This is a genomic window from Candidatus Njordibacter sp. Uisw_056, from assembly GCF_047730085.1.
GTDB lineage: Bacteria > Pseudomonadota > Gammaproteobacteria > Pseudomonadales > Balneatricaceae > Njordibacter.
The window spans coordinates 2,174,866-2,194,795 of record NZ_CP159830.1 but is presented as its reverse complement, the minus strand read 5'-3'; the positions used below and the strand labels follow the sequence as shown (position 1 = coordinate 2,194,795).

Sequence of the window (19,930 nt, the reverse complement as noted above, 5' to 3'; positions counted from 1 at the left end):
CGGATGTTAGTGTTAATAAAAATTTGGTGACCCCGTTATTAACTTTGGAGTGTTCAATATGAACGTGTGCGTAGTAGGTGCTGCAGGTGCATTTGGTATCAAACATTTAGATGCTATTAGCTGTATAAAGGGTGCTGTAGTCACCTCTATAGTAGGTACTAATACTGAAAAAATGAAAGCTTTTGCCGCCAATCGTACTATTCCACATTACACTACAGACTTGGCAGATAGCCTTGCTCGTGATGATGTTGATGCGGTTATTCTTGCCACTCCTACACAAATGCATGCGGCTCAGGCTATTCAGTGTCTGGAAGCGGGTAAACATGTCATGGTAGAAATACCCATGGCTGATAATATCGAAGATTCACAGCGCCTTGTCGACGCTCAAAAAAAATGTGGTCTGATCGCTATGGCAGGCCATACACGCCGCTTTAACCCAAGTCATCAATGGATCCATGATAAAGTTTTGTCAGGCGAGCTTACGGTTCAGCAAATGGATGTTCAGACGTATTTCCTCCGTCGTAGTAACACAAATGCCAAAGGTGAACAGCGTTCTTGGACTGATCATCTTTTATGGCATCATGCTTGTCATACGGTTGACCTATTTCAGTACCAAACTCAAGAAGAGGTCAGTCAGGTTCAAGCATTGCAAGGCCCTCTGCATCCCGACTTGGGTATTGCGTTAGATATGAGTATTGGCATGAAAGTACCTTCAGGGGCATTGTGCACGCTGTCATTGTCATTCAATAACGAAGGGCCGTTTGGTACCTTCTTCCGTTATATCTGTGATAACGGTACATATACTGCTCGTTATGATGAATTGTATGACGGCTTTGAGAATGCGGTAGATTTATCAGATATTGCGGTTTCTATGAATGGTATTGAGCTGCAGGATAGAGAGTTTTTTGATGCTATTCGTGAAGGACGTGAACCTAACGCGAGTGTAGGGCAGTGCTTTACCGCCATGAATACTCTGGATCGAATTGAGCAGCATCTTAATCAGGTAAAATAGAAACGGAAGTGATACCTGTTATAAAACGAAATATTTTTACGATTGAATTGTGTTTGGATGTTGTTTTTTTTGTTTACGATAATCGCTAGGTGAGACCTGTTCGATTTTTTTGAACATGCGAGAAAAGTAAGCAGGATCTTTAAATCCCAATGTATATGCCATCTGGTCGAGAGGTTCCTGTGTATAAATTAATCGTCTTTTTGCTTCAATCATAACTCTATCCTGAATTATAGCCTTGGCAGTTACACTGAGATTTTCATGGCATAGTCGATTAAGGCTAGATACTGAGGTATTTAACGCATCAGAGTATTGGCTAACTTTCCAATGTTGCCGATAGTGCGTTTCCAGCAGTTTTCGGAATCTACTGAGTAGCTGGCTACCAGTAGATGTGTGCGAGGTTGCACTATGCCTTTCTTCATGATGTTTTTGTTCGTACAGCCTTTTTAACGTCATCAACACCATTTGGATTAGCCACTCTTGCATTAGTTGATAACCGGCATCAGTGCGTTCTGACTCACCTTTAATTAGTGAAAGATATTGGACTAGTTGCGTTAAAAGTACATTTTTTTGACTAAAATTCATCACCTGAGGGTGATCGAGTATATCTCCAAAATAGCCGGGTGAAACTTGATTTTTTTGATATGCCAGCAAGGGGTCTGCAATTGACAGTACGACACCTTCAGCCCCCGGCATAAAACGAAATCCATGGACAATTCCAGGTGGAATTGTGATGGCGTAGCTGCCGGAGATAGAGTCTTTTTTTTCATCAAGCGTTAGTTCAAGCTCTCCATTGTACATAAATAAAATTTGGAACATTTTTATATGACGATGGGGCTTGATTAGCCAGCCGTTCTCACTACTTCGCGTGACTATATCCTCTATATGTACAAATCCTGGTTCCTGAGAATGGTTAATTTCTCCGTAGAGGCCAAACTGTGGAATAGAGTGTTTTTTCTTCTCGCGAATGGTAGCCCTTACGACAGGTTTTATAGATCCACCATATTATCATTTTGATTAAAAAGTACAAGTATATGTCTGATTATTGAATTCAGAATTCATCACAAAAAGAGGAATATATACATAAGTTGTGTCAGGCATATACAGATGTTAAATGAATCATAAAAGTGAGAGCTGCATGAAAATAATTAAAACCAAAATCGCGATTATTGGTGGGGGGCCTTCAGGGTTGTTATTAGGTCAGCTTCTTTCCAAGCAGGGTATTAGTAATGTAATCGTTGAGCGAGTGGCTGGTGATTATGTATTGGGTCGCATCCGCGCCGGAATTTTGGAGCAGGGCTTTGTCGATTTGGTACGCGAGGCTGGAGTGGCGACAAATATGGATGCTGCAGGTGGAGTCCATGATGGCTTTGAAATATCGGTAGGTGACCGTCGTGTTCGTATCGACTTGAAAGCATTGACTGGTGGTAAAACAGTGATGTGTTATGGGCAACTTGAGATCACCAAAGACCTTATGGATGCTCGGTCAGCAAGCGGGTTGGAAACGTATTATGAGTCCAGTCAAGTATCATTACATGATTTGAAAGCAGATTCACCTTTTGTGCTTTTTGAGCAAGGAGGAGAGCAGTTCCGTCTTGAGTGCGATTACATCGCTGGTTGTGATGGGTTTCATGGAGTTTCCCGGAAGACGATTCCCTTAGAGTTGAGAACTGAACATGAGCGTGTTTATCCATTTGGTTGGTTGGGCTTGTTGAGCGACACACCGCCGGTAAGTCACGAGTTGATCTACTGTAAAACCGAGCGGGGGTTCGCGTTAGCTAGTATGCGATCAGAGACACGGTCTCGTTATTATTTACAGGTTCCTCTCACGGACACAGTAGAAGACTGGTCAGATGAAGCGTTTTGGGATGAATTGAAAAAACGGTTACCAGAAGACATTGCCCTGAATCTAGTCACCGGCCCAAGCATTGAAAAGAGCATTGCACCTTTGCGCTCATTTATTTGCGAGCCGATGCAATACGGCAATCTATTTTTGGTAGGTGATGCGGCGCATATTGTTCCGCCAACTGGGGCAAAAGGTTTGAATCTGGCAGCATCTGACGTATCGACTCTTTATAAAATTCTCACGCGGGTCTATAAACAGGGAGATAAAGCCTGCATACATCAGTATTCTGAAATTGCATTGCGCCGCGTATGGAATGGTGAGCGTTTCTCGTGGTGGATGAGTAATATGTTGCACAATTTTGGCGAAACGAATGCTGGGGGTCTAGATGGTGATACGTTTATGCGATTTATGGAATCAGAACTAAATTATTACCTGTCATCTGAATATGGCCGGGGCATAATTGCCGAGCAATATGTAGGTTTGCCATATGAAAAATTAACGTAAGTATATCAATTTTCGATCAAAAATAGCGCCTTCTCAAACCTCTAGATTAAGCTATTTAAACTTACTTTTTATATGCATACCCAGCTGATCCTATTAGAAACCCATTCCCGGATTGGCTATATTTAACACCCTCCTCAATGGGGCTGTGGCTTCTTTGCAAAAGCAATAGAAGCCGTTAAGGTATCATAAATTGAGCTGGCGACAGGTTAAATTCTTTCACTTAATTGCCAGAGCTTAGCTTTGTCAGCAGTCTTTGCCGCATGGCAAGTTGCAGGCGAAATTGTGCGGCCAAGGGTGAGTTTTTTGATATTTCTAGAGTGGGCCCGCCTCTACAGCTGGTAATTAATTAACCCAAGTGAGCTGATGTTTGGTATCGATAATATCTCCAGTAGGATTTATTCCTTGGTCTAAGCGAAACACATCGCTTGCAGTCATAACCTGTCTTGTTTCATTTCTGGCAGACCAAATGTAGCGCTGTGAGCCGCTATCGACATGTCGTAGGCGAACAGAATTTTAGTGATAGCTATTAATTGCTAATTATTGAGTAAATCGTATATAAATATAGCCCATTCCGTCATCATCTTGGTCGTGGTAGGCATTAGCTGTGCTTTGTTGTACGTACCTCTAACGAGGTTCTGGGTTAATGAGCCATCTGAAGCTCTATGGCGTCAGCAGGGTATTCAATCTCATTTATCATGGCGCTAGCAGTATGTCTGAACTTATGGCTCGTCATAAAGCCAGTGCAAAAGGCTTTGCCTGTTCTAGGGTCCATCATTCCCTTAATGGCGTTTGTGGTTAAGCTCTCACCTATGGGTATAGATTTGTCCTTACCTATACCTATGTTTGACATAAACACGTTCTCTTGCTTACTTGAGTGGTTCGGCTCAGTCTGAGGTAAGCAAAAAAGTCTTTAGAAAGAATGCTATCCAATGATTCGGTGGAAAGTAGTTAAATTAGCGTTGAATAAAAATGAATATTATTATTTTTGAAATTATTTTTAGTTCGATCTACCTGTCGAATAGGTAGGTACCCTTCCTTGAAAAGTGGGGCTTCCCCCGATTCGACATTACAGATTTAGGATTTAGATTTCAGGGTTTTGGAACCTTGTTTTGAGGGGGCCCTTTATTCGTCCGCGCAGTAGTCTGTATCTGCGTCTTAAGGGCGCTAACGCACCCCTCGTCGCTTCGCTTCACACCCCGCTAAAGCGGTGCGCTGCGCTATACTCCAAGTGGCGCATCCGCGCATGTCGAGACCGCAGACAGGCCAACTTATCGGGTAATAACAGAGACCTAGGGTGTGAACACCGAAAACAGACCGGCAAGCCGATCAATTTTAGGCGTTGTCGTTTGAAATAAGGTTTTCTAACTCCTTATCCGTCATACCCTGCAAACCCAATGACGTTGTGCTGTTGCTGCTAGCATCATTGTCGCTAGCCGCTACCTGGTTATATAGGCCAAACATCCGACATAACATATCGATGGCTCTCAGCATTTCAGTTGTATTGGTTTCAGGGTTATCAATAATAGACCGAAGCTCAGAATAGATACTTTCACGGCTAACGTTAAACTCACGACGTAAGCGTTCTTGTTGCCGATCTAGCGCTTCTTGTACCTTTGGGTGTTTGAGCAGTTTGCATGCGCTGATTTTAGCGCTCTTGGGAGCCCCACCAGCTGTTATGTAAGCTTGTGCGGCGTTAGCAGGGCGAGATATGTACTCGTCTACGAAACGTTCTTGGAGAGTTGTAAGCGCCAATTTGATGTGGCCTACGTCGTTTGATTGCTGGTGCTCTAATTATACCACCAACCAAATTAGTTAGTCGCACCATTAGTTGCACCATATTGAGCACTTGGTGGTTTTGCGTTTAATAGCAATTAGCCAAATGATTGCCAAGTTATTGATAACTATGGACTTAATATGGTGGGCCTGGTCAGATTTGAACTGACGACCAAAGGATTATGAGTCCTCTGCGCTAACCGCTGCGCCACAGGCCCGTATGGGAGCACGCATGATACCCGTGCTGGTGGTTGAGAGCAAGATTCAACACCCCTAAATCACTGATTTAATAGTCTCTTTTTGTTTTTGCACCATGATAGAGGATGTCTGAAAAGTTTTTGTTGGATTTGTCTCTTTCAGCAATGCCCTTGGTGTCCATATCGGTATTGGGTCGAGCTAAATAATGATGTCCTTCTTGGGCACAGTTACCACGTGCAGGGGACCAGTTATTTTGTCCGACATTTTGCGTGGCGCCAGCTGGCATAAAGGACTGTAAGGCAAAACCGATACGGCGTTGGTGTTGGCTTTGATTGGGTTGCGAGCCATGAATCGTCATTGCGTGATGAAGTGACATTTGGCCAGGTTTGAGGATTAAATTAACAGCCAAGCTAGGGTCTAGGTTAGTGACTTCTTGTCCTCTGGTTAAAATGTTGTCTTTGCCATAGGTGTCTTTGTGGGGCTGAATGTCATTAAGGTGGCTGCCTGGGATCATGCTCATACAGCCTGTATGTTGGTTGCTATGGGTGAGCGCAATCCATGGAGTGACAAAATTATGTGGGGTGATGCACATGTAAGTTGCATCTTGGTGCCAGCTTACAAAATGACTTGAATTGGGTTCTTTGATAAAAAGTACGCTGCCCCATAATGAAAAGCTTGGTCCCAGTAAGTCTTCTACAGCATCCAGAACCCTAGGGTGATAAGCCAGTTCATCTAAAAATTTAAAACAAAGGTGAGGATTATTGCGGTTTACGCCACTTAAGTCGGCTGGGTACAGGGCTTCTGCTGCCTGTAACCGGTGTCCGTAGGATAGCGCCTCATCTTCAGACATTACGTCGACAGGACAGACAAAGCCTTCTTTTTGGTAGGCTTGAATCTGTTGTTGGCTAAGTACTTTGCCCATGGGTGTAACTCCTGCTTCTTGAGGTAAGCTGGTGATGTGTCAACAGGTGCGCCTAGAGTTAGGCCAGAGATATGGTTGGCTATTCTCCATCTACGTCTGCAATGAGGTATAATTTAAACAATGAATTATATTAGGTGCAACTAGGCATGTCTGACGAAATTAATTACCACAATAACCCTCTGCATGGTTTGAACTTGAAATCGATGCTCACAGAAATTGTGGATCATTATGGCTTTGAAATTCTTCATGCATATTTGTATATCCATAGCTTTAAAACCAACCCCAGTATTGATTCTAGCGTTAAATTCTTAAAGAAAACACAGTGGGCTCGTGAGAAAGTTGAAGCCTTTTATTTGTATAAGTTTAAAAGTTTGCCAAAGGTGTCCAGTGATCAATTTGAGCTGCCCCCTCGTGACCGTATCATCCCTGAAGGTCAAGTTGTAGGTGCCCCCTTTGAACTAAGCCTAGAAGATGCAGAGCGGGTGCGTGAAAAACGTGAAACGAAGGCTAATGAATATGACAGGCTAGCTGGGCGTACTGGCAGCAGTGCCGCTAAGCCTAGGTCCAGAAGTAATGATACACCTGGGTCAAAGGCTGTAGAAAAATCGTCTTGGAAACCTGAGCCTATATCTGCTGAAAAAAAGTCTCCTTGGAAACCTGAACCTAAGTCTAAGTCAGATGCTAAAGCTACAGTAGAAGGGCGTGTTAAAACTAGTGGGGCAGGTAATCTTGATCCTTGGGCCAGTTCGCGTAACAAGTTCAAGTCCTAGTTAATGGATGGGTTTATTTAACTCAGTTTAATGGGTTAGCGTTCATGTGCCCTTGCCATTTGCGGCTTGTGTGGGTGGCGTGTTTCTCGGTATAGGGTGTAAAGACCTGAAGCTAAGATAAAGCTGCTCCCAATTAGAGTAATATTGTTGGGCCACTCATCAAACACTACTAGCCCCCAAAACATGGCTAAGGGTAGAGCAATGTACTCAAACGGAGCTGCCAAAGCCGCTTCTGCATGTCGGTAGGCTTGGCTAATAAGATAACCACCCAAAGTGCTTCCTGCACCCAGCAAAATAAATAGCTTAAAGTCGCTATATTCCCATGGTCCCCAGGGCCTCAGAAGGAAATTTAGAGAGGGGCTACTTGGGTCGTTAAATCGCCCATCCCCCACTAGCATCCATATAAGAGTGCTAACAATGATAAACGTAACCTGAATATAGAAGGTCATAGTGGAGGCTGATTCAGTGTCACGCATAGTGCGAGTAAGCGTGTGCAGCGTGGCATAACAAAATGCAGCGCCAATGGGTAATAAGGACGCTAGCACAAATTCGTTAGTGCCTGGTTGTACCATAATTAACACCCCCACAAACCCCAAACCTATAGCAAACCAGCGGTGTGGGCCGACGTACTCTTTTAAAAAAATGATGGAGAATAAGCTAATTATACTGGGGCTAATAAAGAATAAAGCCACCGCATCTGCTAAAGGCATCGCTACTAACCCAAGGAAAAACAACATGTTAGCCAACACTACACTAATGCCACGTACCAGATGCCGCCTTAAGCGTTTAGTTTTCAAGCTCCTCACACCACCAGAACTCGCCATCAGTATCATCAAAATGACACCCATGCCAATGGCAGAGCGCAGCAAAATAATTTGATGCAGCGCATAGGCATCACTAAGAAACTTAATAGTGACGTCTGTCGTAGAAAAACAAATACCAGCACCAATAGCGCACACAATGCCTATGGTATTGCTTGATTTAGATAAGGTGAACGACATAAGCATGCAATCAAGAAATGTGTATATAGCAATCATGCAATATAGCTAATTTAACTCGAACAATATAGGTTTATGAGTCGTGGTTATTTTGCTAGGTATTGTTAGCTTGAAATGCGTTGAGGCGGGTTCTTAAAACTTCACTCAGTTGCAGGGCATTTGCTGCCAAGCAACTGGGTGAGTGTTATAGCGAAGTCTAGTCTTCGATGAAGCTACGTAGGTGATCAGAGCGCATTGGGTGGCGCAACTTACGTAGTGCTTTGGCTTCAATTTGACGGATACGTTCACGTGTCACATCAAACTGTTTGCCCACTTCTTCTAGGGTATGGTCGGTGTTCATTTCGATACCAAAACGCATACGTAGCACTTTAGATTCGCGAGGGGTAAGGCCCGCTAATACATCTCGTGTGGCTTCTCTTAAGCCTTCACCTGTGGCGGAGTCGATAGGAGAATCCATAGAGCTGTCTTCGATAAAATCGCCTAAGCTTGAATCTTCATCATCACCTATGGGGGTTTCCATAGAGATAGGCTCTTTAGCAATTTTGAGTACTTTGCGAATCTTTTCTTCTGGCATTTCCATGCGCTCGCCTAGTTCTTCTGGCGTAGGCTCGCGGCCCATTTCCTGAAGCATTTGACGAGATATACGGTTGAGCTTGTTAATGGTCTCAATCATATGCACTGGAATACGTATAGTACGGGCTTGGTCAGCAATGGAGCGGGTAATTGCTTGACGAATCCACCATGTGGCATAAGTAGAGAACTTATAACCCCGGCGGTATTCAAACTTGTCCACAGCCTTCATCAAGCCAATGTTGCCTTCTTGGATAAGATCCAAGAATTGAAGCCCACGGTTGGTGTACTTCTTGGCAATGGAGATAACCAAACGGAGGTTAGCTTCCACCATTTCTTTTTTCGCACGGCGGGCGCGCACTTCACCCATGGTCATGCGACGATTGATGTCTTTAATTTCGCTTAGGCTCAGGCCTGATTCTTCAACCACCATGGACAACTTACGTTGTGCACGACGAAGATCTACGGCGTTGCGGCGGATTGCTGGCGCATAGGGTTCGCCACTGGCAATAAGTTCGTCTGCCCAACCTACGTTAGTTTCGTTGCCAGGGAACTGAGCAAGGAAAACATCACGTGGCATTTTCGCTTTGCGGTTGCAGATGACGGTAATGATTTTTTCTTGTGCCCGAATACGGGCTAGGGCACCGCGTGGGTACTTAGCAACAGATTCAAAATGCTTCGGCACTAGCTTTAGTGGTGAGAACAAAAAACCAAGGTGAGCATACGCTTCTTTAGCTTGTGGGCTTTCACGGCCATGCTTTTCAACAGCAAGAAGAGACGTTACAAGCTGTTCTTCTAGCTCGGCAAAACGTTCTGCTGTTTCAATTGGATCTGGGCCGTTGTCCGTTTCTTCTTCTTCTTCGTCATTGTCGCTCTTCACGACAGTGGTTGGATTAATTGGAGACGGGTTAGGCTCACCATCTGGATCGATGTAGCCACTAAAAAGATCGCTTAAGCGGCCTTCTTCAGTAAAGATGCGCTTATAGACATCAATAATAGTGATAACACTATCTGGGTAATGAGCTAAAGCAGCCATCACATCGCGTAGGCCTTCTTCAATGCGTTTAGCAATGACGATTTCGCCTTCACGTGTCAATAGTTCTACCGTTCCCATTTCGCGCATGTACATACGCACTGGGTCTGTAGTTCGTCCTGCCTCATTTTCTACAGCAGCCAATGCGGCAGCAGCTTCTTCAGCGGCGGCTTCATCCGTAGAGTCGCCGTCTGTCATAAGTAAGGTTTCTGCATCTGGCGCTTGCTCAGATACGGTGATCCCCATGTCGTTAATCATACCGATAATATCTTCGACTTGATCTGGGTCGGCAATATTTTGCGGCAGGTGATCGTTAACTTCTGCATAAGTTAAAAAGCCCTGCTCACGACCTTTGGTGATCAGTTCTTTTAAGCGAGATTGTTGCTGTTCGTTGGCGGCCATGGCAACCCTTTAGTAAGTGAACGGATATTGAAAATTTCAGCGCCCCATTATAGTAGAAAAACAAAAATTCTTCCACAAAGTATAAGGGAATAGCTGATAGTTTGTGCTTTTTGAAGCCTGCACGAGACGATAGCCGTAATGGGACTGTTTTTGCGATGCCTAGCATGCCGCCCGATAGCCGTGGACCGTTATAAGATCCGTGGTAATACTATTGTCTACTTTTCAGCCGGTTTTGCAACTCTTCTTTTTCTTTTAGTAGGTCTTTTAGCTGTTTTTTTGTATTAGCATCGGCATTAGGCTGTGATGCTAGGTGTATTAGTTGGTTAAATCGCTCATCAAAGTGATGGCCTAGCAGGCGGCTAATAGCTTCGTCTAGCTGCTGAGGGTAGTTGCCTTGGGGCAGTAACGATTCCATAGCAGCTAATTGGCGTAACATGGGCCAAGCATCCCAAGTGGCGCATTCAATGTGCAACTCTGCAGGGTTTGGCCAGCGTTTCAAAGCCTTGTGCATAGCTTGCACTGTATTGAGCAACTGAGTGAGCACCCCAGCATCTTGCATTTTCAATTCGGCTAAATGACTGGGAATTTCATCGACATGTTCAACCACTTCTGGGTGTCGTAGGATAATCCGTATTGCAGCGTGAGCAGGGTTTTGTACCTTAGGTAAAACAGCACTAAAGTTCTGCCTTAACAAAAGAGAGGGGTCTTCAGAAGGCTGGGCATGAGGGTGTTCATCATGCCAGTGTTGAATGCTGTCCGCTATGTCTGGATTAGCCTCGGTGATGTGATAATCAGCGTAATCATGGGTACTGTTTTGATCTGAATCTCCTGCAGGCCCCATGTTGGGTGCCTGGCTGCTATTGCTGGCCTGTGTGTTTGCAGCTGGCGTAGGGTTTGGCTCAGAGCGTGTTGCAGGGGTAGGCACTTTTAGCGCACTTAGTTCTGCTAGCGTATCTTTATCTAGGCCGGTAATTTTGCTGAGTCGTGCATGCATCATACTGCGCATGATCCCCTTTGGGATAATTGCAATTAATGGGCTGGCGTCGGTGGCAAGCTTTGCTCTGTGCTCTAGGTTATGGGGGTCTAGGTCTTGGCCTAAACGTTGAAACAAAAAGTCACTCAGTGGTGTGGCATCTACAATGCGCGCTGTAAGCTTATCGTTACCTTCTTGGCGGACTAGAGAATCTGGGTCCTCACCATCTGGCAGTAACAGGAAGCGGGCTTGTCTGCCATCTTGCATATAAGGCAGGCAGGTGTGCATGGCGCGATCTGCAGCTTTAAGCCCTGCAGCGTCGCCATCAAAACAAAATACCACTTCGCTCACTAATTTGAAGATGCGTTCTAAATGAAAGCTGCTGGTGCTGGTGCCAAGGGTAGCCACCGCATAGTTTATATTGTGCTGCGCTAGCGCAACAACGTCCATATAGCCTTCTACCACCATAATGCGCTTAAGGTTGCGTTCGTGTTGGCGGGCCTCATAGAGGCCATAAAGTTCCTTTTGTTTGTGAAATACTACCGTTTCTGGGGAGTTTAGATACTTGGGTTTATCATCACCGAGTACTCGCCCACCAAATGCAATAATACGGCCTTTGTAGTCTTTTATAGGAAACATGATGCGGTCCCTAAAGCGATCGTAGCGGCGTTTGTTTTCTTCTTTCTCCACCACCATTCCAGCGTCTATCAAACCCTGTTCTTGTTCAGCTTTAGGCGCCAGTTCTTGCATCAAGTTTTGCCAACCAGTGGGCGCGTATCCTACGCCAAATCGCTGTGCTATTTGGCCATTAAGCCCACGACCTTTAAGGTAGGTGACTGCTTTTTGTCGATCTGGGTGGCGGCGTAACTGACTTTGATAGTATTGGCTGGCTTGGTTAAGTATGTCATAAGCCTGATTGCGTGCCTGAGTTTTGGCTTGGCTAGCTGCAGATGCTGCTTTGCTAGTGATGCTGTCATCTTTGGGCACTGTGAGGCCAGCTTTGCCTGCAAGTTCTTCTACAGCTTCAGGGAAATTTAGGTTTGCCAGCTGCATTAAAAAACCGATGGCATTGCCCCCGGCGCCGCAACCAAAGCAATAATAAAACTGCTTGTCTGGGGAAACACTAAAGGAAGGTGTTTTTTCTTTATGAAAAGGGCAACATGCAGAATAGTTGCGACCTGTTTTTTTAAGCTTTACGTGGCCATCTACCAAATCGACGATGTCGGTGCGGTCTAGAAGGTCATCGATAAATGATTGCGGTATGCGTGATGCCAAGTGGTATGCCTTTTAATAAAAGCTTAAGCAAGTTGTGCTTTGATCTTACCACTTACTTTGCCAATATCTGCGCGGCCTTGCAACTGTGGTTTAAGAATACCCATCACTTTGCCCATATCTTGCATGCTACTGGCACCAGAATCGCTAATGGCTTGGGTGATTAAGGCACTTATTTCATCATCTGTGAGTGGGGTAGGTAGAAATTCCTGAATCACATTTATTTCTAAGTGCTCAACATCAGCTAAGTCTTGGCGACTGGCAGCTTCGTACTGGCTGATAGAGTCGCGACGTTGCTTGAGCATCTTATCGAGTACGGCTAAGCCGCGGGCTTGATCTAACTCTATGCGCTCATCAACTTCTATGCGTTTAAATTCTGATAACATAGTGCGAATACAGGTTAGGCGAGGTTTATTTTTGTCACGCATGGCTTGTTTTTGAGCATCTTTAAGTTGAAGCTTTAAATCGGACATGGTGAGTTCTCGCTATGTTGGTTTCAGTAATTAGGGTGTTGCTTAGGTTGCGCTAAATGCGTAAACGTCAGAAACGACAAAGGGGCGGGTAACTGAAAAACCGCCCCTATGTATGGCTTTGCTCAGTAGCCCTTGGGTATCAGGCTGTAAAGCAGGTCGTGCAGGGTTCTATATCAGGTGTAAAGCCTAGTACAAACGAACATGACGACGATTTTCGCGTACTAGCTTCTTAGCATGACGCTTAACAGCAGCAGCAGCTTGACGCTTACGAACGCTGGTTGGCTTTTCGTAGAATTCGCGCTTGCGAACGTCTGCTAAAGTACCTGCTTTTTCACAAGCGCGTTTGAAGCGGCGTAGAGCAATATCAAATGGTTCGTTGTCTTTCAGTTTTACAGCTGGCATATCTTTACCTAATTGTGGGGGGCTGCATTAGGCAGCCATCCGAATGTTTTTGTATTCACTTCCTTAAGATCTTAAAAGCCTACCTAAGGAGGTATTCCTAATTGATTAAGGCCGCATATTTTACTCTTATGTGTTGGCCAGTGTAAAGCCAATTTTTCATCAAGTTAGACGTGTTTTTCAAAGATGGTGGAAAACGCTCCGGTACAGGTGGTCATTAGGCTTGATGAAAGGTAAAATTCTGGCCCTACTTAACTAAATATTTGAGAAAGTTGGCATATTCATGCGCGTACTAGGCATAGAAACATCGTGTGACGAAACAGGGGTCGCCATCTACGATACCGAAAAGGGCATAGTGTCTGAAGCACTTTACAGCCAAGTAGCTGTGCATGCGGAATACGGTGGCGTAGTGCCAGAGTTAGCTTCTCGTGACCATATTCGCAAACTAGTACCATTAATGCGTGAGGTGTTTAATAAGGCAGGCTTGGCTTACGGTGATGTTGATGGCGTGGCCTATACTGCAGGCCCTGGCCTAATTGGTGCGTTAATGGTGGGTGCTGCCACAGGACGTGCTTTAGGCATGGCGTGGGATCTTCCTACTATTGGGGTGCATCACATGGAAGGCCATCTTTTAGCACCGATGTTAGAAGAAAATGCGCCTAAGCCACCGTTTGTGGCATTATTGGTGTCTGGTGGCCACACTCAATTGGTGCACGTACGATCTTTAGGTGAATACGAATTACTCGGTGAGTCCTTAGATGATGCTGCTGGCGAAGCCTTCGACAAGGTGGCTAAAATGATGGACTTAGATTATCCAGGTGGCCCCTTGGTTGCTAACCTTGCCTTGCAAGGAGATGCGACGCGGTTTAAGTTCCCTCGCCCGATGGTAGATAGGCCTGGCTTAGACATGAGTTTTAGCGGCTTAAAAACTGCTGTACTCTATGCTATTCAAGACATTAAGAAACAGCAAGAGTGTTTAGATGAGCAAGACAAAGCTGATATTGCTGTGGCTTTTCAGCAGGCTGTTGTGGATACATTAGCCATTAAGTGTCGCCGGGCTCTGCAGCAAACTAAGCTTTCTACGTTAGTTATGGCTGGCGGCGTTAGTGCTAACTTGAGCTTACGTGAAAAACTAGCAGCAGAGACCGCTAAATTGCGCGCTAAGGTCTATTACCCAAGGCCAGAGTACTGCACTGATAATGGTGCAATGATTGCTTATGCTGGAGCTCAACGTTTGGCAGCGGGCCAGTGTGACGACCTAACACTTAAAGTAAAACCCCGCTGGCCGTTAAATGAGTTATCGGTGGTTGCTCAATAATAACGTTATTAATACCCACATAAAAAGAGGTCACAATGGACACAGTATATGTACATGGCTTAGCTGTAGACACCGTTATTGGTATTTTTGACTGGGAACGAAAAATCCGCCAAAAGGTGGTGTTAGATGTAGAAATGGCAGTGGACATTAGTCCTTCTGCAGCCACTGAAGACATAGACCGCACTGTGAGCTACAAAGATGTATCAGACAGGCTCACAGAGTTCGTAGAGCAAAGCGAGTTTTTGCTTGTAGAAACCATGGCTGAAGAAATTGCAGCATTAATTTTAACGGAATTCCCAGTGCCGTTTGTGAGTATTAAACTAGGAAAACCTGATGCTATTGCCAATGCGCGCGATGTCGGTGTAATGATTAAACGTGGCCAAAAGCCAGCATAATGACCTATGTTTACTTAGGTTTAGGGGCTAATATAGAGCCCCAAACGAGCCTTGAAGCTGGCATTTTTGAGCTAAGGACAGCCTTTGGCCGTGTAGAGGCTTCACCTGTCTACCTGGCCCCAGCAGTGGGTATAGATGGGCCAGATTTTCTCAATATGGTGGTGGGTTTTGAATGCCCAATGAGTCACCCACAACTGATGGCCTGGATCCGTACTACTGAAACTAAATATGGCCGTCAAAGGTCTGCAGATTCACGTCATAAGCCTACCAGTCATGGCCTAGACATGGATTTATTGTTGTTTGGTGATTGGGTGGATGAACAGGCTAAAGTGCCCCGGCCAGATATTTTAACCTGCGCCTATGTATTGCAGCCGTTAGCAGATCTGGTGCCTAACCTAATGCACCCAACACAGGCCAAGACCATTAGGGAGCTCAACGACTCCTGCAATTTTGACCACGCCGTGCGACCTACCCAGCATCACTTCTGATAGACTCGATCTGGGCCTTTTTAAGCTCTTCCCCAAGGCCTTTGCCAGTAAAACCTTGAGCCATTAGTTTGACAGGGTTTACGCTGTGTATGTTTTCTAAGTCATTCACTATGTGTTGCTTTGGCGATTGCCAACCAAAAAGAGGTTCTTGGCTTAGGCTCACGGCCTGGCATACATTAAGCAAATCATCCAATGAATCGGTACTACGGATTAGGCCAAGATTACTGAGCATCAGGTGTTTTTGAGCTGCATCTAACTCGGTATAAGCACGTAATTGGCGCTGGTGGTTACTGGTGGACAGGGATAAGGCTTTGTGCACATTGGGCATTTTTATTTGTGCTGCGAGGTCTTCTATTTGAGGTTTGTTGAGCTGATATAGTAAACCGGTTAGGCGTACTTCGGTGGTGGTGCTGGATTCGCTTAACAGCTTGAGGGTGTTTAGTGCATGGGGTCTGCGATCGAGTAATTCTGCTAAAGAAGGCATTAACTGTTGCAATGCACCACACACCTCCAATACTTCAAAATATACCCATGGGCTCTGGCTGGCGAGTGCTTTGTGTGTTTCTTGCCAAATACGCTCTTTAGCAAGGGTGCCTAGCTCGCCAGATTGAGTGATAGCGAGTAACAAGTTTTTGGTCTCTGGGGCAATGCTAAAACCTAAATGGTAAAGGTGGGCTGCAAATCTAGCAGTCCGTAATACCCGCAAAGGGTCTTCACTAAATGCCTGCGACACATGGCGCAGTTGTTTTGCTTGTAGGTCTCTTTGGCCTCCATAGGGGTCAATGAGTTGTCCGTCTGGCGCTTGAGCTATGGCGTTAATAGTAAGGTCGCGGCGCAGTAAATCGTCTTCTAGGGTCACATCTATCGTCGCATGAACTTGAAAGCCTTTATGCCCTTGTCCAGCTTTGCGTTCGGTGCGCGCTAGCGCGTATTCTTGTTTGCTTTTTGGGTGCAAGAATACTGGAAAGTCTTTACCTACTTGGGTATAGCCAAGCGCCACTAGAGCTTGTGGTGTACTACCGACCACTACATAGTCTCGCTCATGCACAGCGAGGCCAAGTAAGTGATCACGGACGGCACCGCCTACTAAATAGGTTTTACTATTGGGCATAGCCACGTAGCCTCATAATGAGCTACAGTGCTCTGGATGTTGCAGAGAATAAGCCGCGAATCCACCTGTTAGGCTGTACACTTCGTCAAACCCTTGCTGAGCTAAAAAGCCTGCGGCTTGTATCGAGCTAATCCCATGATAACAACAAACAATGATAGGTTTGTCCATGTCTGCTTCGCGTAAAAAAGTTGGTAGGCTTTCGTTATCAATGCGTTCGCTATTTTTGATGTGACTATTTTGGTAGCTATTAACATCGCGAATGTCCACTAGGTAGGCACCCTGACTAACTTTGTCCATAACATCAGCTGGGGCAATGGAGGTAACTTCAGACATATTCGATTCCTATATGAGAAAGCAGCAGTTTAGTGCTTGTCAGTGGTTTGTGCAATTATATATTAGTTATATCTAATAATTTAAGATGGTGCCAATCCCACTATGCTTTGCCACAAGCTACGCTAAAGCTTTCACCATCCTCTAGGCGCATTAGTTTAAGCCGGCCACCCCAAACACAGCCCATGTCTAGATTAATCACATGGTCTTTTCCAGTTTCACCCTCTAATACTGCCCAGTGGCCAAATACTTGCCGCGATGTTACGGCACTGGGTAAGTTGAACCAGGGCCTCAATGGCGCATCTTCACTACTATTGAGGTCCACTTTAGCGTTGTGGGTTAAATTTAGCCTCCCCTCAGGGGTAATAAAGCGCATGCGAGTGAAATGGTTGGTAATGCAACGCCAGCGATCCATACCTTTAAGCTGATCACTCCAAAGGTTGGGCTGGTTGCCATACATACCAGCAAAAAATGTTGCCGCATTATCACTGCGCAGTAGTTCCTGCAATTCTTGCGCATGTTTCTGTGCTTGCTTTAAGTTCCAACAGGGTGGAATACCTGCATGTGTCATTACGGTATCAAATTGGGGGTCATAATGCAGCAGCGGTTGTTGTTGTAGCCAGCTTAATAAGTCATCACGGTCATGGGCTACAAATATAGGCTGGAGGGTGTCGTCGGGTTTTAATTGAGCACCCTTAGCATGAAGTGCCAGTAGGTGAAGATCGTGGTTGCCTAGCACTACCTTGCTGCGGTTACCTAAAGATCTAATAAAACGCAAAGTCTCTAATGACTCAGGCCCTCGGTTAACGAGATCACCTGCAACCCATAGGGTGTCTGCGTCCGTAAAGCCCACTTTATCGAGTAAAGCCTTGAGGGGTGTTAAGCACCCTTGAATATCACCTACTGCATAACTGGCCATAGCTATAAACGCTAGTGCAGGGCGTTGGGGTAAGACAAAGTAAAAGGCGGTATAGGGGCAGAAAATTCGTGGCCGTCTGCTGCTACCATGCTGTAAAAACCACTCATACTGCCCACTTTTGTTTCTAACACAGTACCGCTGGTGTATTGATGCTGCTGGCCAGGCTCAATGATCGGTTGTTGACCGACAATGCCTTCGCCGGACACTTCTTGAATTTTACCGTCTCCATCCGTAATGATCCATTTCCGGCTCATAAGCTGGGCGCTTTGAATGCCACTGTTGGTAATAGTGATCTTGTAGGCAAACACGTACCGATTGCGGCTAGGGTCCGATTGCTCTGCAAGAAACTCTGTTTTCACGCCTACATTAAGGTCGTAATTATTGCTTAAGTTGCTCATGTTATAGCTCTAGCTTGGAGTTTGGGTCAATAGGTTACTAAGGGCGACAAATTCGCCTACAGTTAGACGCTCGGGACGAATGCTAGGGTCAATGCCCAAGCTTTGCAACTGTTCATCGTCAGCGATGCCTTTAAGGTTATTACGTAAGGTTTTACGGCGCTGAGCAAAACCACTTTTTACCAGCTGTTCAAAGTGTTTAAAATCTTGTGCTGTATGAGGTAGCTTTGTATAAGGCGCCATACGCACAATGGCAGAGTCTACTTTGGGCCTAGGGTCAAATGCCTCTGGAGGCACCTCAAACAAATTATCTACGCGGCAAAAGTATTGTGCCATAATACTTAGGCGGCCATAGTTATTAGAACCTGCTTCTGCGGCCAAACGCAATACCACTTCTTTTTGTAGCATAAAGTGCATATCGCAAACAAGGTCAGTATAACTGAGCAAGTGAAAGATTAATGGGGTGGAGATATTGTATGGCAAGTTGCCTACGATGCGCAGAAGCTGTTGGTCTGCGCTGAGGCTAGAGAAATCAAACTTTAGTGCATCAGCTTCATGGATACGTAAATTGTCACCATAACTGGCAAATGAAATGCGCAGGCGGGGCAGCAAGTCTCGGTCTAGTTCCACTACATCTAGGTGGCCAGCAGACGCAAGTAGGTGTTCTGTTATGGCGCCAAGTCCTGGGCCAATTTCAACAATTTTTTGTTCTGGTTTTGGCCTAATACAGGCCACAATATGGCGAATAATACCTTGATCATGTAAAAAGTTTTGACCAAATCGCTTACGCGCTTGGTGTTTTCTGGGGGTCTGACTAGCCATAAAGATCTCTGGTGTGCGACTTAAGGGTGAAGGCAAAGCTGCAATGCGCTTTCGGTAGCTTTTAACAGGCTACTGCTTTTGGCTTGGCCTGTGCCAGCTAAATCTAAAGCGGTACCATGGTCTACCGAAGTGCGAATAATAGGTAACCCTAAGGTAATGTTTACGGCGTCTCCAAAGCCTGCATATTTTAGCACGGGCAGCCCCTGATCATGATACATAGCCAGGATAACGTCTGCGTCCGCTAAGTTTTTAGGGTTAAATAAAGTGTCGGCGGGTAAAGGACCAATAATATTTAACCCCTTGCTACGCAACTTTTCGAGGGTAGGAATAATAACGTCTAACTCTTCTCGACCTAAGTGGCCATCTTCTCCTGCGTGAGGGTTGAGGCCACACACATAAATACAGGGTTGTTTAATACCAAACTTGCTGGTTAATTCAGCGTTAATAATGTGTAGTATTTGGCTTAACAGCTCTGGGGTAATGGCTTCAGAAACGTCTTTTAAGGGTAAGTGGGTAGTGGCTAGAGTGACACGCATGGCGTCACAAGCCAGCATCATTACGACCTTATCTACCCCGCAGCGGGCTTGCAAATATTCCGTGTGGCCGCTAAACGCAGTACCTGCATCATTAATTATGCCTTTATGCACTGGCGCGGTAATCATGGCGTGAGCTTGGCCTTCAACACATGCATCACATGCTATATTTAGAGTCGTTAACACATAAGGGCTATTGTCAGAATCTAGATGCCCAGAGCGGCTTTCAACTTTTAATGGGACGTGCAATACCTTAAGCTGATTAGGTGCTGTAGTTGTCATTATTTGTTCTAGGCTGACATGGCAAAAGTCGATCGCCATACCTAGCTGTGCAGCGCGGTCTTGCAATAGTCCCATATCGGCCACAATCACAATTTCAGCATCCTGCAGCGCTGCACTGGGCTGCCCTGCTAGGGTTAAGCAGAGGTCAGGGCCAATACCTGCGGGTTCTCCGGCAGTAACAAGTAATCTTCGCAT

21 protein-coding genes and 1 tRNA gene are annotated in these 19,930 nt (G+C 45.4%); 6 read left to right on the top strand and 16 right to left on the bottom strand.

Features of this window, described 5'->3' with window-relative positions:
• Nucleotides 1-58 precede the first annotated feature (58 nt).
• Nucleotides 59-1,012 carry a Gfo/Idh/MocA family oxidoreductase gene (locus ABXT60_RS10585; RefSeq protein ID WP_443630114.1) on the top strand — a complete coding sequence of 318 codons (954 nt, stop codon included), beginning with the start codon at nt 59-61 and terminating at the stop codon, nt 1,010-1,012.
• Between the two features lie 36 nt (nt 1,013-1,048).
• Here the strand turns inward: ABXT60_RS10585 and ABXT60_RS10580 are convergent, their stop codons facing one another.
• Nucleotides 1,049-1,828, bottom strand: coding sequence for a helix-turn-helix domain-containing protein (locus ABXT60_RS10580; RefSeq protein WP_443630113.1), 780 nt, complete (start codon nt 1,826-1,828; stop codon nt 1,049-1,051).
• Nucleotides 1,829-2,156: 328 nt separating this feature from the next.
• Here ABXT60_RS10580 and pobA point away from each other — a divergent pair, with 328 nt between their 5' ends.
• Nucleotides 2,157-3,359 (top strand): 4-hydroxybenzoate 3-monooxygenase, encoded by a 1,203-nt coding sequence (gene pobA, locus ABXT60_RS10575; protein WP_443632098.1) that lies wholly within the window; start codon nt 2,157-2,159, stop codon nt 3,357-3,359.
• Between the two features lie 640 nt (nt 3,360-3,999).
• Here pobA and ABXT60_RS10570 read toward each other — a convergent pair.
• The 4 genes from ABXT60_RS10570 to ABXT60_RS10555 form a co-directional block, all read right to left on the bottom strand.
• Nucleotides 4,000-4,209, bottom strand: coding sequence for a hypothetical protein (locus ABXT60_RS10570; RefSeq protein WP_443630112.1), 210 nt, complete (start codon nt 4,207-4,209; stop codon nt 4,000-4,002).
• 482 nt (nt 4,210-4,691) lie between these two features.
• Entirely contained in the window at nt 4,692-5,111 is a 420-nt protein-coding gene (locus ABXT60_RS10565) for a terminase small subunit (RefSeq protein WP_443630111.1), read from the bottom strand.
• A gap of 163 nt (nt 5,112-5,274) precedes the next feature.
• A tRNA-Ile gene (locus tag ABXT60_RS10560) sits at nt 5,275-5,350 on the bottom strand.
• Nucleotides 5,351-5,418: 68 nt separating this feature from the next.
• Entirely contained in the window at nt 5,419-6,288 is an 870-nt protein-coding gene (locus tag ABXT60_RS10555) for a phytanoyl-CoA dioxygenase family protein (RefSeq protein ID WP_443632097.1), read from the bottom strand.
• Between the two features lie 110 nt (nt 6,289-6,398).
• On the opposite strand from ABXT60_RS10555, the gene ABXT60_RS10550 reads away from it, so the two are divergent.
• On the top strand, nt 6,399-7,022 hold the full coding sequence (locus tag ABXT60_RS10550; RefSeq protein WP_443630110.1) for a VF530 family DNA-binding protein: 624 nt from the start codon (nt 6,399-6,401) through the stop codon (nt 7,020-7,022).
• Between the two features lie 35 nt (nt 7,023-7,057).
• Here the strand turns inward: ABXT60_RS10550 and ABXT60_RS10545 are convergent, their stop codons facing one another.
• The 5 genes from ABXT60_RS10545 to rpsU form a co-directional block, all read right to left on the bottom strand.
• Nucleotides 7,058-8,059 carry a DMT family transporter gene (locus tag ABXT60_RS10545; protein ID WP_443630109.1) on the bottom strand — a complete coding sequence of 334 codons (1,002 nt, stop codon included), beginning with the start codon at nt 8,057-8,059 and terminating at the stop codon, nt 7,058-7,060.
• A gap of 157 nt (nt 8,060-8,216) precedes the next feature.
• Nucleotides 8,217-10,025, bottom strand: a complete 1,809-nt coding sequence (rpoD, locus tag ABXT60_RS10540) for an RNA polymerase sigma factor RpoD (protein ID WP_443630108.1) — start codon at nt 10,023-10,025, stop codon at nt 8,217-8,219.
• A gap of 208 nt (nt 10,026-10,233) precedes the next feature.
• Nucleotides 10,234-12,273, bottom strand: a complete 2,040-nt coding sequence (gene dnaG / locus ABXT60_RS10535; RefSeq protein ID WP_443630107.1) for a DNA primase — start codon at nt 12,271-12,273, stop codon at nt 10,234-10,236.
• A gap of 23 nt (nt 12,274-12,296) precedes the next feature.
• On the bottom strand, nt 12,297-12,743 hold the full coding sequence (locus ABXT60_RS10530; protein WP_443630106.1) for a GatB/YqeY domain-containing protein: 447 nt from the start codon (nt 12,741-12,743) through the stop codon (nt 12,297-12,299).
• Between the two features lie 186 nt (nt 12,744-12,929).
• Nucleotides 12,930-13,145 carry a 30S ribosomal protein S21 gene (gene rpsU, locus ABXT60_RS10525; RefSeq protein WP_046484947.1) on the bottom strand — a complete coding sequence of 72 codons (216 nt, stop codon included), beginning with the start codon at nt 13,143-13,145 and terminating at the stop codon, nt 12,930-12,932.
• 280 nt (nt 13,146-13,425) lie between these two features.
• On the opposite strand from rpsU, the gene tsaD reads away from it, so the two are divergent.
• Genes tsaD through folK form a run of 3 tightly spaced genes read left to right on the top strand, consistent with a single transcriptional unit; the run spans nt 13,426 to nt 15,343 of the window.
• A complete protein-coding gene (gene tsaD / locus ABXT60_RS10520; RefSeq protein ID WP_443630105.1) occupies nt 13,426-14,460 on the top strand; it encodes a tRNA (adenosine(37)-N6)-threonylcarbamoyltransferase complex transferase subunit TsaD in 1,035 nt (344 codons plus the stop codon).
• Between the two features lie 35 nt (nt 14,461-14,495).
• Nucleotides 14,496-14,855, top strand: coding sequence for a dihydroneopterin aldolase (gene folB, locus ABXT60_RS10515; protein ID WP_443630104.1), 360 nt, complete (start codon nt 14,496-14,498; stop codon nt 14,853-14,855).
• Nucleotides 14,855-15,343, top strand: a complete 489-nt coding sequence (gene folK, locus ABXT60_RS10510; RefSeq protein WP_443630103.1) for a 2-amino-4-hydroxy-6-hydroxymethyldihydropteridine diphosphokinase — start codon at nt 14,855-14,857, stop codon at nt 15,341-15,343. Before folB ends, folK begins: the two co-directional genes overlap by 1 nt.
• Here the strand turns inward: folK and ABXT60_RS10505 are convergent.
• The 6 genes from ABXT60_RS10505 to pdxA form a co-directional block, all read right to left on the bottom strand.
• Entirely contained in the window at nt 15,324-16,454 is a 1,131-nt protein-coding gene (locus ABXT60_RS10505; RefSeq protein WP_443630102.1) for a hypothetical protein, read from the bottom strand. The genes folK and ABXT60_RS10505 overlap by 20 nt on opposite strands.
• 12 nt (nt 16,455-16,466) lie before the next feature.
• Nucleotides 16,467-16,787, bottom strand: coding sequence for a thiosulfate sulfurtransferase GlpE (gene glpE / locus ABXT60_RS10500; RefSeq protein WP_443630101.1), 321 nt, complete (start codon nt 16,785-16,787; stop codon nt 16,467-16,469).
• 100 nt (nt 16,788-16,887) lie between these two features.
• Entirely contained in the window at nt 16,888-17,703 is an 816-nt protein-coding gene (locus tag ABXT60_RS10495; protein WP_443630100.1) for a symmetrical bis(5'-nucleosyl)-tetraphosphatase, read from the bottom strand.
• Nucleotides 17,704-17,714: 11 nt separating this feature from the next.
• On the bottom strand, nt 17,715-18,101 hold the full coding sequence (gene apaG / locus ABXT60_RS10490; protein ID WP_046484961.1) for a Co2+/Mg2+ efflux protein ApaG: 387 nt from the start codon (nt 18,099-18,101) through the stop codon (nt 17,715-17,717).
• 9 nt (nt 18,102-18,110) lie between these two features.
• Nucleotides 18,111-18,920 (bottom strand): 16S rRNA (adenine(1518)-N(6)/adenine(1519)-N(6))-dimethyltransferase RsmA, encoded by an 810-nt coding sequence (gene rsmA / locus ABXT60_RS10485; protein WP_443630099.1) that lies wholly within the window; start codon nt 18,918-18,920, stop codon nt 18,111-18,113.
• A 20-nt stretch (nt 18,921-18,940) separates the two neighbouring features.
• A complete protein-coding gene (gene pdxA, locus ABXT60_RS10480; protein ID WP_443630098.1) occupies nt 18,941-19,930 on the bottom strand; it encodes a 4-hydroxythreonine-4-phosphate dehydrogenase PdxA in 990 nt (329 codons plus the stop codon).